The 14,987-nt window shown below is 77.1% G+C and carries 14 protein-coding genes; 9 read left to right on the top strand and 5 right to left on the bottom strand.

The genetic code is table 11. From position 1 onward, the window contains the following. Positions 1-24: 24 nt before the first annotated feature. On the top strand, positions 25-1,344 hold the full coding sequence (mshC, locus tag EJA20_RS00535) for a cysteine--1-D-myo-inosityl 2-amino-2-deoxy-alpha-D-glucopyranoside ligase (RefSeq protein ID WP_129336216.1): 1,320 nt from the start codon (positions 25-27) through the stop codon (positions 1,342-1,344). On the opposite strand, the gene EJA20_RS00530 is transcribed toward mshC, so the two are convergent. Both EJA20_RS00530 and EJA20_RS00525 read right to left on the bottom strand, forming a co-directional pair. Then, positions 1,341-1,745: a thioredoxin family protein gene (locus EJA20_RS00530; RefSeq protein WP_129336215.1), complete on the bottom strand. Its 405-nt coding sequence runs from the start codon at positions 1,743-1,745 to the stop codon at positions 1,341-1,343. The genes mshC and EJA20_RS00530 overlap by 4 nt on opposite strands. 17 nt (positions 1,746-1,762) lie before the next feature. Next, entirely contained in the window at positions 1,763-2,617 is an 855-nt protein-coding gene (locus tag EJA20_RS00525) for a PAC2 family protein (RefSeq protein ID WP_129336214.1), read from the bottom strand. Between the two features lie 118 nt (positions 2,618-2,735). Between EJA20_RS00525 and EJA20_RS00520 the strand changes: the two genes are divergently transcribed. The 4 genes from EJA20_RS00520 (at position 2,736) to EJA20_RS00505 (ending at position 6,123) form a co-directional block, all read left to right on the top strand. Continuing rightward, positions 2,736-3,437: an HAD family hydrolase gene (locus tag EJA20_RS00520; RefSeq protein ID WP_276319513.1), complete on the top strand. Its 702-nt coding sequence runs from the start codon at positions 2,736-2,738 to the stop codon at positions 3,435-3,437. Between the two features lie 325 nt (positions 3,438-3,762). Continuing rightward, positions 3,763-4,614 (top strand): amino acid ABC transporter substrate-binding protein, encoded by an 852-nt coding sequence (locus EJA20_RS00515; protein ID WP_129336213.1) that lies wholly within the window; start codon positions 3,763-3,765, stop codon positions 4,612-4,614. Continuing rightward, complete coding sequence (locus EJA20_RS00510) at positions 4,611-5,273, top strand: amino acid ABC transporter permease (protein WP_129336212.1); 663 nt, start codon at positions 4,611-4,613, stop codon at positions 5,271-5,273. Before EJA20_RS00515 ends, EJA20_RS00510 begins: the two co-directional genes overlap by 4 nt. Then, positions 5,260-6,123: an amino acid ABC transporter ATP-binding protein gene (locus EJA20_RS00505; RefSeq protein ID WP_129336211.1), complete on the top strand. Its 864-nt coding sequence runs from the start codon at positions 5,260-5,262 to the stop codon at positions 6,121-6,123. The genes EJA20_RS00510 and EJA20_RS00505 overlap by 14 nt, the downstream gene beginning before the upstream one ends. 85 nt (positions 6,124-6,208) lie before the next feature. On the opposite strand, the gene EJA20_RS00500 is transcribed toward EJA20_RS00505, so the two are convergent. Continuing rightward, on the bottom strand, positions 6,209-7,153 hold the full coding sequence (locus EJA20_RS00500; protein ID WP_129336210.1) for a RecB family exonuclease: 945 nt from the start codon (positions 7,151-7,153) through the stop codon (positions 6,209-6,211). 170 nt (positions 7,154-7,323) lie between these two features. On the opposite strand from EJA20_RS00500, the gene EJA20_RS00495 reads away from it, so the two are divergent. The 3 genes from EJA20_RS00495 to arc all read left to right on the top strand — a co-directional run bounded on the left by EJA20_RS00495 (position 7,324) and on the right by arc (position 11,590). Further along, entirely contained in the window at positions 7,324-8,511 is a 1,188-nt protein-coding gene (locus EJA20_RS00495) for a site-2 protease family protein (protein ID WP_240674826.1), read from the top strand. 92 nt (positions 8,512-8,603) lie between these two features. Then, positions 8,604-9,725 carry a tRNA (adenine-N1)-methyltransferase gene (locus EJA20_RS00490; RefSeq protein WP_129336209.1) on the top strand — a complete coding sequence of 374 codons (1,122 nt, stop codon included), beginning with the start codon at positions 8,604-8,606 and terminating at the stop codon, positions 9,723-9,725. Between the two features lie 233 nt (positions 9,726-9,958). Beyond that, complete coding sequence (arc, locus tag EJA20_RS00485; RefSeq protein WP_129336208.1) at positions 9,959-11,590, top strand: proteasome ATPase; 1,632 nt, start codon at positions 9,959-9,961, stop codon at positions 11,588-11,590. A 91-nt stretch (positions 11,591-11,681) separates the two neighbouring features. Here the strand turns inward: arc and EJA20_RS00480 are convergent, their stop codons facing one another. Both EJA20_RS00480 and EJA20_RS00475 read right to left on the bottom strand, forming a co-directional pair. Next, complete coding sequence (locus tag EJA20_RS00480; protein ID WP_240674825.1) at positions 11,682-12,380, bottom strand: ABC transporter permease; 699 nt, start codon at positions 12,378-12,380, stop codon at positions 11,682-11,684. Positions 12,381-12,412: 32 nt separating this feature from the next. Beyond that, the gene (locus EJA20_RS00475; RefSeq protein ID WP_420836392.1) at positions 12,413-13,225 is read right to left on the bottom strand and encodes an ABC transporter ATP-binding protein; all 813 of its coding nucleotides are present in this window, start codon (positions 13,223-13,225) and stop codon (positions 12,413-12,415) included. Positions 13,226-13,343: 118 nt separating this feature from the next. On the opposite strand from EJA20_RS00475, the gene dop reads away from it, so the two are divergent. After that, positions 13,344-14,948 carry a depupylase/deamidase Dop gene (gene dop, locus EJA20_RS00470; RefSeq protein ID WP_129336205.1) on the top strand — a complete coding sequence of 535 codons (1,605 nt, stop codon included), beginning with the start codon at positions 13,344-13,346 and terminating at the stop codon, positions 14,946-14,948. Positions 14,949-14,987: the final 39 nt, after the last annotated feature.

Genomic DNA, 14,987 nt, shown 5'->3' with positions numbered 1-14,987 from the left:
CGGCGCCGCCGGTAGGCTCGGACCGTGCTCACCTGGCCCGCCCCGCACGTCCCCGCGCTCCCGGGACGGGGCGACCCCGTGAAGATCCGGGAGTCCGCCGGCGGTGCGCCGGTGGTCGCGGCGGCGGGCCCGACGGCCTCGCTCTACGTCTGCGGCATCACCCCGTACGACGCCACCCACATGGGTCACGCGGCCACCTACGTGGCCTTCGACGTGCTCGTCCGCGCCTGGCGCGACAGCGGCCTGCGGGTCCGGTTCGCCTCCAACGTCACGGACGTCGACGACCCGCTGCTCGAGCGCGCGACGGCCACGGGCCGCGACTGGCGCGAGCTCGCGGCGGAGCAGACGGCGCTCTTCGGCGAGGACATGGCCGCGCTCGGCGTGCTGCCGCCGGACACGTGGACCGGCGCGGTGGAGTCCGTCCCGGCCGTCGTCGACGCCGTCGAGGCGATGCTCGCCGCCGGCACCGCCTACCGGGTGCCCACGCCCGACGCCGTGGCCGGCCCCGGCTCGGACGCCGGATCCCGTGCGGGCGAGGACGGGGACGTCTACGCCGACCTGTCCGCCGACCCCGCGTTCGGCACCCTCGCGGGGCCCGGGACGGTCACCGGCCTGGACGAGGCCGGCATGCGGGAGGTCTTCGCCGAGCGCGGGGGCGACCCGGAGCGGGCGGGCAAGCGGTCGCCGCTGGACCCGCTGCTCTGGCGGCGCGAGCGGGCGGGGGAGCCGGCCTGGGACGGGCGCGGCCTCGGCCGCGGGCGGCCCGGCTGGCACGTGGAGTGCGCCGTCATCGCCGCGGACGCGCTCGGCCTGCCGTTCGACGTGCAGGGCGGCGGCAGCGACCTCGTCTTCCCGCACCACGAGATGAGCTCGAGCCACGCGCGGGTGCTCGACGAGGGCCGCAGCGCCCGCTACCACCTGCACACGGGCATGGTGGGCCTCGACGGCGAGAAGATGAGCAAGTCGCGGGGCAACCTCGTGCTCGTCTCGACGCTGCGGGCGCAGGGCGTGGACCCGGCCGCCGTCCGCCTCGCGCTGCTCGCGCACCGCTACCGCGACGACTGGCAGTGGACGGACGCCGTCCTCGCCGAGGCGCAGGCGCGGCTCGACCGTTGGCGCGCGGCGCTCGGCGGGAACGGGGGCGTCGACGCCGCCGGGACCCTGGCCGCCGTGCGCGCCGCCGTCGCCGACGACCTCGACACGCCGACCGCGCTGTCGGCCGTCGACGAGTGGGCGGAGCGGACCCTCGCGGGATCCGCGGCCGCCGACCCCGCCGGCTGGCAGGTGGGCGCGCCGGGCGTCGTCGCGCGGACCGTGGACGCGATCCTCGGCGTCCGGCTCTAGCGGTCCGGGCCGCGCCCGGTCGACGGGCCGGTGGTCGGGCCGGTGGTCGGGCCGGTGGTCGGGCCGGTCGTCGGGCCGGTGCCGTCGGGACCGCGTGCGGGCACCAGCGCGTCCAGCGCCGAGCGCAGCCGCGCCAGGTGCGGCACGCCCTCGAACCGGGCGACCTCCCGGCCCGCCGGGTCGAGCAGGAGCGTCGTCGGCGTCCGCCGCAGGTCGACCCGACGGGCGAGCTCCAGGTGCGCCTCGGCGTCGACCTCGACGACCCGCACGCCGTCGCGGCCGTCGAGACGCGCCAGGACGGCGCGCGTCGCCCGGCACGGCGCGCAGAAGGCGGTCGACAGCTGCACGAGCGTCGCCCGCTCGCCGAGCGGGCCGACCTCGTCGGGGACCGGGGTCGTCATCCCCGCCTCGACCGCCCCTACCCGCCGGTGCCGCGGTCGCGGCGGCGCAGGTAGCGCTCGAACTCCTGCGCGATCGCCTCGCCGGAGGCCTCCGGCAGCTCGACCGTGTCCTTCGCCTCCTCGAGCTGGCGCACGTAGTCGCCGATCTCGCCGTCCTCGGCCGCGAGCTCGTCGACGCCCGTCTGCCACGCGACCGCGTCCTCGGGCAGCTCGCCGAGGGGGACCGCCACCCCCAGCAGGGACTCGATCCGGTGCAGGATCGCCAGGGTCGCCTTCGGCGACGGCGGGTGGGCGACGTAGTGCGGCACCGCGGCCCACAGCGACAGCGCGCGCTGGCCGCGGTCGATGGCCTCGTGCTGGAGGACGCCGACGATGCCGGTGGGGCCCTCGTAGGTGTTCGCCTCGAGGCCCAGCACGTCCCGCAGGACCGGGTCCTCCGTCGTGGCGCTCACCGGGATGGGGCGCGTGTGCGGCACGTCGGCCAGCAGCGCCCCGACGGTCACCACGCTCGTCACCTTGAGGTCGGCGGCGATGTCGAGGAGCTCGGCGCAGTAGCGCCGCCAGCGCATGGACGGCTCGATGCCGTGGACGAGGACGACCTGGCGGCCGTCGGGCAGCGTCGCGACGGCCACGGCGGTCGTCGGCCAGGTCAGGCGTCGGCGCCCGTCCGGGCCGGGGGCGACGGTGGGACGGTTCACCTGGAAGTCGTGGTACTCCTCCGGGTCGAGCTCGTCGACCGGCTCGGCGCCCCACACCTCGTGGAGGTGCTCGAGGGCGCTCGTCGCCGCGCTGCCCGCGTCGTTCCAGCCCTCGAAGGCGGCCAGCATGACGGTCTCGTCCCGGGGCAGCGGGGCGTGGGCGTGCTCGGTCACGCCGGTCAGCCTAGGTGCCGCCACGGGTGCCCGTAGGCTGGGCGCGCCCCGACGACGCGGCGAGCCCCCCACCACCGCCGTGCGCGCCCGTGCGCGGCGCCCTGCACCAGGAGCGCCCTTGCCCCCCGCACCCGTCGTCGCACCCGCCGCCGTCCTGTTCGACATGGACGGCACGCTCATCGACAGCGAGCCCCACTGGATCGCCGCGGAGACGGCCCTCGTCACCGCCCACGGCGGCACGTGGACGCACGAGGACGGCCTGTCCCTCGTCGGGAACCCGATGATGCGCTCGGCGCAGGTCCTCGCCGGGCGCGGCGTGGACCTGCCGCTGGAGGAGATCGTCGACCGGCTCAACGCCTCGGTGGCGGCGGCCGTCGCCGCCCGGACGCCGTGGCAGCCCGGCGCGCTCGAGCTCGTGCGGGCCGTCCGGGCCGCGGGCGTCCCGACGGCGCTGGTCACCTCGTCCTTCCGGGTCCTGGCCGAGCCGTTCGCCGCCGCGACCGGCCTCTTCGACGTGGTCGTCGCCGGGGACGAGGTCGAGCACCCCAAGCCGCACCCCCAGCCGTACCTGCGGGCGGCGGAGCTGCTCGGCGTCGACGTGCGCCGCTGCGTGGCGCTCGAGGACTCGCCGGCGGGCATCGCCTCCGCGCTGGCCTCCGGCGCACGGACCGTGGCCGTCGAGGCCGTGGTGCCGGTGACGGGCCGCCCCGGCCTGAGCGTCGTGGCCTCGCTGGCGGACCTCGACGCGGCGACCCTCGCCCGGGTCGTCGCCGGTGAGACGCTCGACACCCGCCCCCGGGGCGTGCCCGCCCCCGCCTGAGGGCACGCCGAGGGCGGGCTCCACGGGCGTGGACCCGGGTGGCTCCCCGCGGGCGGGTGTGCTGAGATCGCGCCATGCACGCCGCCGCACCGCTCCGCCCCCGCACGGCCCCGGCCGCGGCGGCGTGGTGCTGTCGCCGCCGCCGCTGTCGCTGACCGGCCCCGCGCCCCGTCCGCCCGCGGCGCCCCGCCGGGTGCCCGCCCCGCCCCCGTCCGACCGCGGACGGCCGGGCGGGCCCCTCCGGCCCCCGCCCGGCCCCTCCGGCACAGGACGCACCGCCCGCCCCGCACGGACCGATGCACCACCACCACGCGAAGGACCCCTCATGCTCCGCCTGCCCCGCACCCCCCGCGCCGCCCGACGGACCGGGGCCGCGCTCCTCGCCGCCGCCGCCCTCACCCTCGCGGCCTGCTCCTCCGACGCGGGCGGGACGGGCGGCTCCGCCCCGGCGGACGCCGGCGGGGAGGACACCTCGCTGCAGGACGTCCTGGACGCGGGCGAGCTCGTCGTGGGGACCGAGGGCACCTACCGGCCCTTCAGCTACCACGAGGACGGCTCGGGGGACCTCGTCGGCTTCGACGTCGACGTCGCGCGCGCGGTCGGCGAGGAGCTGGGCGTCGAGGTGCGCTTCGAGGAGACGCAGTGGGACGCGATCTTCGCCGGGCTGGAGGCGGGCCGGTTCGACGCCATCGCCAACCAGGTCTCCATCACGCCGGAGCGTGAGGAGTCCTACACCTTCTCGGAGCCGTACACCTACTCCCGCGGCGTCGTCGTGGTCCGCGCGGACGACAGCAGCATCGCCTCCTTCGAGGACCTGTCGGGCACGACCACCGCGCAGTCGCTCACCTCGAACTGGTACACGCTGGCGCAGGAGAGCGGCGCCCAGGTGGAGGCCGTCGAGGGCTGGGCGCAGGCCGTGGAGCTGCTGCGCCAGGGCCGCGTCGACGCGACGATCAACGACGAGCTGACGTGGCTCGACTACGCCCAGACCGACGACGCCACGGACCTCAAGGTCGCCGCGGAGACCGAGGACCAGTCCCGCAGCGCGGTCGCGCTGGCCGGCGGGGCGACGGCCCTGGGTGACGCGATCGACGAGGCGCTGGCCGCCCTCGCCGCCGACGGCACCCTCGCGGAGATCTCGCAGACGTACTTCGGCGCGGACGTGACCGTGCCGTGACGACGGGGGAGCTGCTCCTCGACTCCCTCGGGCCGCTCGTCGGCGGCGCGGTCCGGGGGACGATCCCGCTGGCGCTGGTCTCGTTCGCCATCGGCCTGGTGCTGGCGCTCGTCGTCGCCCTCATGCGGCTCTCGCGCCGGTGGTGGCTGCGGGCGCCGGCGCGGGCCTTCGTGTCCGTGGTCCGCGGGACCCCGCTGCTGGTGCAGCTCTTCGTCGTCTTCTTCGGGCTGCCGTCCCTCGGCGTCACGATCCCGTCGTGGCCGAGCGCGATCATCGCGTTCTCCATCAACGTCGGCGGGTACGCCGCCGAGGTGATCCGGGCGGCGGTGCTGTCCGTGCCGCGCGGCCAGTGGGAGGCCGCCCACATGATCGGGATGAACCGCACCCAGGCGTTGCGGCGGATCATCCTGCCGCAGGCCGCGCGCGTGTCGGTGCCCCCCCTGTCGAACACGTTCATCAGCCTGGTGAAGGACACGTCCCTGGCCTCCATCGTCCTGGTGACCGAGATGTTCCGGGTGGCCCAGGAGATCTCGGCCTTCAGCCGCGAGTTCATGGTCGTGTACAGCGAGGCGGCCGCGATCTACTGGGTGATCTGCCTCGTCCTGTCCGCGGGCCAGAGCCGTCTCGAGACCCGCCTGGAGCGCCATGTCGCCCACTGACCGCACCGGCGGGCCCGCCCCGGCCGGCGGGCCCGCTGCCGGGCCCGGTGCCTCGGGCGGCGTCGCCCCGGGCGAGCTGCTCCTGCGCGTGCGCGGGCTGGAGAAGTCCTTCGACGGGACGCCCGTGCTGCGCTCCATCGACCTCGACGTGCGGCGCGGGCAGGTCGTCGCCCTCATCGGGCCGTCGGGCTCGGGCAAGACCACCGTCCTGCGCTGCCTCGACGACCTCGAGACCCCCGAGGCGGGCGTGGTGGAGGTCGGCGACCTGCGCGTCGACCTCGGCGCCGGCGCCACCCGGGCCGACCGGGCGGCCCTGCGGGACCGCTCCGCCATGGTGTTCCAGCACTTCCACCTCTTCCCGCACCGGACCGTGCTGCAGAACGTCACGGAGGGGCCGCTCGTCGTGCAGCGCCGGCCCGAGCGCGAGGTGCGCGCCGAGGCGCTGGAGCTGCTGCGGCGCGTCGGGCTGGAGCACCGGGCCGACGCCTACCCGCACGAGCTGTCCGGCGGGCAGCAGCAGCGGGTGGCGATCGTGCGCGCCCTCGCCCTGCGGCCCGCGCTGCTGCTCTTCGACGAGCCGACGTCGGCCCTCGACCCCGAGCTCGTCGGGGACGTCCTCGACCTCATGACGGAGCTCGCCCGCGAGGGCTGGACGATGCTCGTCGTCACGCACGAGCTCGCCTTCGCCCGCGACGTGGCCGACCTCGTCGTCTTCATGGACGGCGGCGTGGTCGTCGAGCAGGGGCCGCCCGCGCAGGTGCTGGAGCACCCGCAGCAGGAGCGCACACGGACGTTCCTGCGGCGCCTGCTGCACCGCCCCGCCCCGGAGGGCCCGGAGCTGCGGCCCTAGGCGCCGGCCCTCGGCGCCCCGGCCGGTGCCGTCGCGCCGTGCCGTCCCGCCGTGCCGTCGTCCGGTCCCGCCGGGGGCGGGGACCTCAGGCCGCGGCGTCCGGGCGCACGCCCAGCGCCCGCTCGACGGCGTCCGGGTCGACGGGCGGCACCGTCCCGCCGAAGGCCGGGCACAGGCTCTGGAACGAGCACCACCCGCACAGCTTCGAGACCCGGTGCTCCCACCGGTCGGCACGTGCCGCGGCCTGCACGGCCGACCACAGCGCGCGCACGCGCCGCTCGAGCACGAGCATCTCCTCCTCCGTCGGCTCGTGCCGCACGACGGTGCCGTCGCCGAGGTACTCGAGCTGGAGCAGCTTCGGCAGCACGCCGCGCGTCCGCCACAGGACGTAGGCGTAGAAACGCATCTGGAAGAGGGCCTGGCCCTCGAACCCCGGCGAGGGCGCGCGGCCCGTCTTGTAGTCGACCACGCGCACCCAGCCGTTCGGCGCGACGTCGACGCGGTCGACGATGCCGCGCAGCTGCGGCCCGTCGGCCAGGTCCAGGCGCACGGTGAGCTCGCGCTCCGCCGGCTCCAGGCGTGTCGGGTCCTCGAGCCGGAAGTAGGTGCCCAGCAGGCCCTCCGCCGAGCGCAGCCACTCGACGCGCTCCGCGTCGGAGGAGAACAGCTCCGCGCAGCGCGGGTCGTCGGCCAGCAGCGCCTCCCAGCGCCCGGGGACGAGGCCGTGCGCCGCCTCGAGGGTGCGCTCGGCCGCGGGCAGCTCGAAGAGGTGCTCGAGCACCGCGTGGACGAGCGTGCCGCGCGCGGCGGCCGGGCTCGCCGGCTCCGGCCGCCGGTCGACCACCCGGTAGCGGAAGAGCAGGGGGCAGCGGCCGAAGTCGGCCGCGCGGGAGGGCGACAGGCCCGGGGCCGAGGGGGCGCGGTCCGTACGGACGGCGTCGGCGCCCGCCGCCGCGGGTGCCTCGGGAGGTGCCCCGACGGGCGCCGGCGCGGCGGCGGCGGGCGGGGCGAGGTCGACCTGGAGCGTCACGGGTCCGAGGGTAGGCGCCGCCCCCGACACGGCCGCGACGCCCCGCCGCCGGCGCCCTCCGCCGACGGCCCGGCCGTGCACCCTCCCGTGCTCCCCGCCCCTGCTCCCCGCCCGTCCCTCTGGCCCCGCGCTCTCGGCCGCCGCCCAGGTGCGCCGCCTACCCTGGGCCCGTGCCCGTCCCGCCCGCCGTCCCGCCCGTCCCGCCCGTCGTACCGCCGCGGCCCCCGCTGCCGGAGCGGCCCGCGCCGACGGGGACGAAGGGCTGGCGGGTGGGCCGCGTGGCGGGCGCGCCGGTCGTCGTCGCGCCGAGCTCCCTCGTCGCCGCCGTCGTGCTCGCCTTCGCCTTCCTGCCCGTCGTTCAGCAGGTCCCGGACCTGCGCGTGGCCGCGTACCTCGTCGCCCTCGCCGTCGTCGTGCTGCTCTTCGCCTCCGTGCTCGTCCACGAGCTCGCGCACGGCCTCGTCGCGCGGGCGCGGGGCCAGCAGCCCCAGGAGTTCGTGCTCACGCTGTGGGGCGGGCACACGTCCTTCTCCGGGGAGTCCTCGACCCCGGGCACGAGCGCGCTGGTCGCCGCGGCCGGCCCGGCGGCGAACCTCGTGCTCGCCGGCCTGGGCGCGCTCGCGGCGGGCGTGCTCGACCTCGAGGGGTCGGCGGGCCTGCTCGTCACGGGCCTGGCGGCCGCGAACCTCCTCGTCGCCCTGTTCAACCTCCTGCCCGGGCTCCCGCTCGACGGCGGCCGGGTGCTCGAGGCCGCCGTGTGGGCCGCGCGCCGGGACCGGCACCTCGGCACCCGGGTCGCGGGGCGCGCGGGCCTGGTGCTCGCCGTGGGCGTGCCCGTCGCGGTCCTCGGGGAGGCGCTCGCGCAGGGGCGGCCGCCGTCGTTCCTGTCCGTGGCCTGGTCCGGGCTGCTCGGCGCCTACCTGTTCACCAGCGCCCGCGCGGCGCTCGCCGGCGAGCGGTGGGCCCGCGCCCGGGACGGGCTGCGCCTGGAGCAGGTCCTCCGGACGGCGGTCGCCGTGCCGGCCGGCTCCAGCGTGACCGCGGTCGTCGCCGCGGCGCGGGCCGCGGCCGCCGAGGAGGTCGTCGTCCTCGGCGAGGACGGGGGGCCGGCGTCGACCGTCGTGCGCGAGGCCGCGTCCGGCGTGCCGCCCGAGGCCGCCCCCGCCACGCCCGTCGGCGCCGTGAGCGCGCCCCTGCCGCCCGAGGCGGTCGTCGACGCGCGCCTGGCGGGGCCGCACCTCCTGGCCGCGCTGGCCGCCGCCTGCCGCCGCTCGCCCCTGGCCGTCGCCGTCCTCGACGGCCGGGTGGTCGGCGTGGTCCGGGCCGCGGACGTCGTCGCGCTGCTGCGCGGCCGCTGACCCGGGGCGGGACGCCCCGCCGACGCCCTGCCGCGGCGGGTGGCGGGCGCCGGGCCCGGCCGTCCCCGGCGCCCCACCTAGACTGCCCCCCCGTGACCCTCCCGGACGCCCCCCTCCCGCCCGCCCCCACCGGGGCCGCCCAGCGGCGCGGCCCGTTCCGCGTCGGCGAGCGCGTCCAGCTGACGGACCCGCGGGGCCGGCTGCACACGGTCACGCTGGCGCCGGGCGGCACGTTCCACACCCACAAGGGCTACCTCCGGCACGACGAGCTCGTCGGCGCCGACGAGGGGACGGTCGTCCGGAACACCGCCGGCATCGAGTACCTCGCGCTGCGACCTCTCCTGCCGGACTACGTGCTGTCCATGCCGCGCGGCGCTGCCGTCGTCTACCCGAAGGACGCGGGGCAGATCGTTGCGATGGCCGACGTCTACCCGGGGGCGCGCGTGCTCGAGGCCGGCGTGGGCTCGGGTGCGCTGACGATGTCCCTGCTGCGGGCGGTCGGCGACGGCGGGCGTGTGCACTCCGTCGAGCGGCGCGAGGACTTCGCCGCCATCGCGCGCGGCAACGTCGAGGGCTTCTTCGGCGGGCCGCACCCGGCGTGGACGCTGTCGGTGGGCGACCTCGCCGACGTGGCGCCGGTCGCCGAGGCGCCGGGGAGCGTGGACCGGGTGGTGCTCGACATGCTCGCGCCCTGGGAGAACCTCGACGCGGTGGCGGGCGTGCTCGCCCCGGGCGGGGTGCTCGTCTGCTACGTCGCCACGACGACCCAGCTGTCCCGCCTCGCCGAGGACCTGCGCGCCGACGGGCGCTACACGGAGCCCGAGGCGTGGGAGTCCATGGTCCGCGGCTGGCACCTCGAGGGCCTGGCCGTCCGCCCGCAGCACCGCATGATCGGGCACACCGGGTTCCTGCTCACGACCCGCCGGCTCGCCGACGGCGTCGAGGCCCCGCTGCGCCGCCGCCGCCCCGCGAAGGGCTCCTACCCCGTGGTCGAGGAGGGCGCCGCGGACCTCGTCGCCGACGCCTCCGACCTCTCCGACGCGGGCGACGCCCCCGGCGCGGGTGCCGCTGACGGCGACGGGCCGTGGACCTCCGAGGCCCTCGGCGAGCGCCTGCCGTCCGCCAAGCACGTCCGCCGCGCGCGCCGGGCCGTGGGGCAGGCGCCGGCGGACGACCCGGTCGTCGCGGCCCGCCGGGACGACGACCCCGCCTGACCCCGCCCGACCCCGCCCGGCCCCGCCCGGCCCCGCCCGACTCCGCGGCCCGCCCGGCGCCACGTCCGTGTCACGGTCCTGTGACGTCCTCGTGTCCGGGTCCCGTGCCCGGCCGTCTCGGATTAGGGTCGCGGCATCGGGGGCACGCCGCCGGCCGTGTCCGCGGCACGCCGCCGGCGCGCGGCCGGGCCGAGCCCGGACGCACCGACGGAGCACGGACGGAGGCGGAGGCGATGACGGAGATGCACGGGCGGGACACGGCCCGCGAGATCGCGGTGCTGGCCGCGAAGAACGAGCGCCTCACGGACGCCCTCCTGGCGGCGCGGGAGCAGATCGTCGAGCTCAAGCGCCAGGTCGACGACCTCGCGAAGCCGCCCGGGACGTACGCCACCTTCCTCGCGTCGCGGGCGGACGGCTCGGTCGACATCGTCTCGGCGGGCCGCAAGATGCACGTCGGCGCGAGCCCGACCCTCGACCTCTCGGCGCTGCGCCCGGGGCAGGAGGTCATGCTCAACGAGGCCCTCACGGTCGTGGAGGCCGGAGGCTACGAGCGGGTCGGCGAGCTCGTCACCGTCAAGGAGCTGCTGGGCGAGGACCGCGCGCTCGTCGTCGGGCGGGGCGACGAGGAGCGGGTCGTCCGGTTCGCCGGCCAGGTGATGAACGCCCGCGTCCGCGTGGGCGACGCCCTCACCATCGACTCCCGCTCGGGCTTCGTGTTCGAGGTGATCCCCAAGGCCGAGGTCGAGGAGCTCGTCCTCGAGGAGGTCCCCGACATCGAGTACGAGGACATCGGCGGCCTGGGCCCGCAGATCGAGGCGATCCGCGACGCGGTCGAGCTGCCGTTCCTGCACCCCGAGCTCTTCCGCGAGCACGGCCTCAAGCCCCCGAAGGGCGTGCTCCTGTACGGCCCGCCCGGGTGCGGCAAGACGCTCATCGCCAAGGCCGTCGCGCACTCCCTGGCGCAGACGGCGGCGCGCCTGCGCGGCGAGGAGGGGCCGACGGACACCCGGAGCTACTTCCTCAACGTCAAGGGCCCCGAGCTGCTCAACAAGTACGTGGGGGAGACGGAGCGCCACATCCGCCTCATCTTCGCCCGCGCCCGGGAGAAGGCCTCGCAGGGCAGCCCCGTCGTCGTCTTCTTCGACGAGATGGAGTCCCTGTTCCGCACCCGCGGCACGGGGGTGTCCTCGGACGTCGAGACGACGATCGTCCCGCAGCTGCTCGCCGAGATCGACGGCGTGGAGCGGCTGGAGAACGTCATCGTCATCGGCGCCTCGAACCGCGAGGACATGATCGACCCCGCGATCCTGCGCCCCGGCCGGCTCGACGTGAAGATCAAGATCGAGCGGCCCGACGCGGAGGGCGCGCGCGAGGTCTTCGCGAAGTACCTGACGGCAGACCTGCCCGTGCACGCCGACGACCTCGCGGAGCACGGCGGGGACGCGAAGGCCACGGTCGAGGGGATGATCGGCCGCGTCGTGGAGCGGATGTACTCCGAGAGCGACGAGAACCGCTTCCTCGAGGTCACCTACGCCAGCGGCGACAAGGAGGTCCTGTACTTCAAGGACTTCAACTCCGGCGCCATGATCCAGAACATCGTCGACCGGGCGAAGAAGACGGCCATCAAGGACCTGCTCGCCACGGGCCAGCGCGGCATCCGCGTCGACCACCTGCTCACCGCGGTGGTCGACGAGTTCAAGGAGAACGAGGACCTGCCGAACACGACGAACCCCGACGACTGGGCGCGCATCTCCGGCAAGAAGGGCGAGCGGATCGTCTTCATCCGCACGATCGTCCAGGGCAAGAAGGGCCAGGAGGGCGCGCGCACCATCGAGACGGTGACGAGCACCGGCCAGTACCTCTGACCCCACCCGGGCGTCCCCGCGACGCACGGGCCGGCGCCGGCGCACCCCCGCGGTGCGCCGGCGCCGTCGCTCGGCCGGGCCCTCGGCCCTGTCAGGCGGTGCGCCGCCGCAGGGTCGCGGCGCCGAGCACGAGCGCCACCACGGTGCACGCGGCCACGACGACGACGTCCCGCACGAAGGTCCCCGTCACCTCGGCCGAGCGCGCGACCTGCTGCATGCCCTCCACCGCGTAGCTCAGCGGGAGCACGTCCGACAGCAGGCGCAGCGGCGCCGCCATCCCCTCGCGCGGGGCGAAGAGCCCGCACAGCAGCAGCTGCGGCAGCACCACGGCCGGCAGGAACTGGACCGCCTGGAACTCCGTGCGGGCGAAGGCCGACAGCAGCAGGCCCAGGGCGGTGCCGAGCAGCGCGTCCAGGACCGCCAGCGCCACGAGGAGGGCCGTGGGACCGGCGACGTCGAGCCCGAGGGGACCCACGGCCAGCGCCGAGGCGAGCAGGGTCTGGACGACGGCGACGCCCCCGAAGGCGAGCGCGTAGCCGCCGAGGAGGTCCGCCCGCCCGACGGGCAGCGCCAGGAGGCGCTCCAGCGTCCCGGACCCGCGCTCGCGCAGCATCGCCACCGAGGTGACGAGGAACATGGAGATGAAGGGGAACAGGGCCAGGAGCGGCGCACCGACGCGGTCGAACGCGTCGCCCGCGTCGAGCACGTAGCGCAGCAGGGTGAGCAGCACGAGGGGCACGACGAGGAGCAGCCCGAGCGTGCGGTGGTCGCCCTGCAGCTGGGCCGCCACCCGGCGCGCCGTGGCCCGGGTCCGCGCGCCGTTCACCGCGAGCCCCCGGCGGGTCCGCGGTGCCGCCCCCGTCCGGACGCCCCGACCGCCCCGGTCGCACCGGTCGCACCGCCCGTCCCACCGGCCGCACCGCCCCCCTCGGCCAGTACGAGGAAGGCGTCCTCGACGTCGGCGGCGCCCGTGCGCGCCAGCAGGCCGGCCGGCGTGTCGTCGGCGACGAGCCGCCCGTCGCGCAGCAGGAGCAGGTGGTCGCACCGACGGGCCTCGTCCATGACGTGGCTCGAGACGAGGAGCGTGCGGCCGGCGTCGGCGAGGGCGTGGAAGAGCGCCCACAGGTCGCGCCGCAGGACGGGGTCCAGGCCCACGGTCGGCTCGTCGAGCACGAGCAGGTCCGGGGAGCCGACGAGGGCGGCGGCCAGGGACACGCGGGCGCGCTGGCCGCCGGAGAGCGCGTCCGTGCGCCGGTCGGCCTCGCCCTGGAGGTCGACGGCGGCGAGCGTCTCGTCGACCCGGCCCGGGGGCGCGCCGAGCAGGTCGGCGAAGTACCGCAGGTTGCGCCGCACGGTGAGGTCGCCGTAGACCGACGGGCTCTGCGTGACGTAGCCCGTCCGGGCGCGCAGGGCGGGCGACCCCGCCGGCAGGCCCAGCACGGTGAGCGAGCCCGTGACGTCCGCCTGGACGCCCACCACCGCGCGCAGGAGGGTCGTCTTGCCGCCGCCGCTCGGGCCGAGCAGGCCCGTCACCGCTCCGGCGGCGACCGTGAACGTGACCCCGTGCAGCACGGGCCGCCCGCCCCGGCGCACGGCGAGGTCGCGCGCGACGACGGCGGGCGCGGGTACGGGCACGGGCGCGGGTACGGGCGCGGGCACGGGCGCGGTCGCCGGGACGCTGCTCACGCCGCGAACGTCCTCCCGTCGGCCCCCGGCGTCAAGGGCGCCCTGCCGCGGCTCGTAGGGTGGGCGCGTGACGGTGCGGCGCGTGATGGGGATCGAGACCGAGTACGGCGTCCTGCAGCCCGGCAACCCCCTGGCCAACCCGATGCTCATGTCCTCCCACGTCGTGGCGGTGCACGCGGCGGCGCGCGAGGGCGCGCGGACCCGGGCCCGCTGGGACTACGACGACGAGGACCCCCTGCACGACGCGCGGGGGTTCCGGCTCGAGCGCGCGTCGGCGCACCCCTCGCTGATCACGGAAAACCCCGCCGCCCCGGCCCCCTCGGGCGACGGGCCGCACGAGGTGCCCCGCTCGTCGGCGGAGGAGTACGAGGACCCCGGCGCGGCCAACGTCATCCTCACCAACGGCGCGCGGCTGTACGTCGACCACGCGCACCCCGAGTACTCCTCGCCGGAGGTGCTCACGCCGCGGGACGCCGTGCGGTGGGACCGGGCGGGCGAGCGGGTCATGCTCGCCTCGGTGCGGGCGCTGGCGGCGAACCCCGCCCTCCCGGACGTCACGCTGTACAAGAACAACGTCGACGGCAAGGGCGCCACGTACGGCACGCACGAGAACTACCTCGTCGAGCGCGCGGTGCCCTTCGGCGAGCTCGCCGCGCGGCTCATGCCGTTCCTCGCCACGCGGACGGTGTTCGCCGGGGCCGGTCGGGTCGGCCTCGGGCAGCACGGCGAGCGCGCGGGCTACCAGCTGTCCCAGCGCGCGGACTACGTCGAGGCGGAGATCGGCCTCGAGACCACCCTGCGCCGACCCATCGTCAACACCCGCGACGAGCCGCACGCCGACCCCGAGCGCTGGCGGCGGCTGCACGTCATCGTCGGCGACGCGACGATGCTCGAGCCGGCGACCCTCGTGCGGCTGGGCACGACCTCGCTCGTGCTCTGGCTCCTGGAGGTCGGCCGGTCCGGGCCGGCGGCGCCCTTCGCGGCGGCGCTGGACGGCCTCGCGCTGCGCGACCCCGTGGCGGCCTTCCGCACCGTCTCGCACGACCTCACCCTCACGGTGCCGCTCGGGCTCGCCGACGGCCGCTCCCTCACCGCGCTGCAGGTGCAGGGGGAGTACCTCGCGGCCGTGCGGGGTGCGCTCGACGCGCTGGGCACGGACGTCGACGACGCCACGGCCGACGTGCTGCACCGGTGGGCCTCGCTCCTCGAGCGCCTCGCCGCCGACCCGGCGAGCTGCGCGCGCGAGGTGGAGTGGCTGGCGAAGCTGCGGCTGCTGGAGGGCCTGCGGCGGCGCGACGGCCTCGCGTGGGACCACCCGCGGCTGGCGGCGGTCGACCTGCAGTGGTCGGACGTGCGCCCCGAGCGCGGGCTCTACCACCGGCTCGTCGCGGCGGGCGCCGTGGAGACCCTCGTCGCGCCCGAGGACGTCGCCGAGGCCGTCCTGCACCCGCCGCACGACACCCGCGCCTACTTCCGCGGGGAGGCGGTCGCCCGCTACGGGCCGCACATCAGCGCGGCCAGCTGGGACTCGGTCGTGTTCGACGTGCCGGGCGCCGCCACGCTCCAGCGGGTCCCCATGCGGGACCCCCTGCGCGGCACCCGCGCGCACGTGGGGGAGCTGCTGGACCGCAGCCCCGACGCGCGCGCCCTGCTGGCGGCGCTGGGCGCCTGAGCGCCGCGGCGCCGGACGCCTGAGCGCGCCCTGAGCAGG

The organism is Cellulomonas endophytica, from assembly GCF_004123805.1.
GTDB lineage: Bacteria > Actinomycetota > Actinomycetes > Actinomycetales > Cellulomonadaceae > Cellulomonas > Cellulomonas endophytica.
This window is presented reverse-complemented; position numbering and strand designations above follow the sequence as displayed.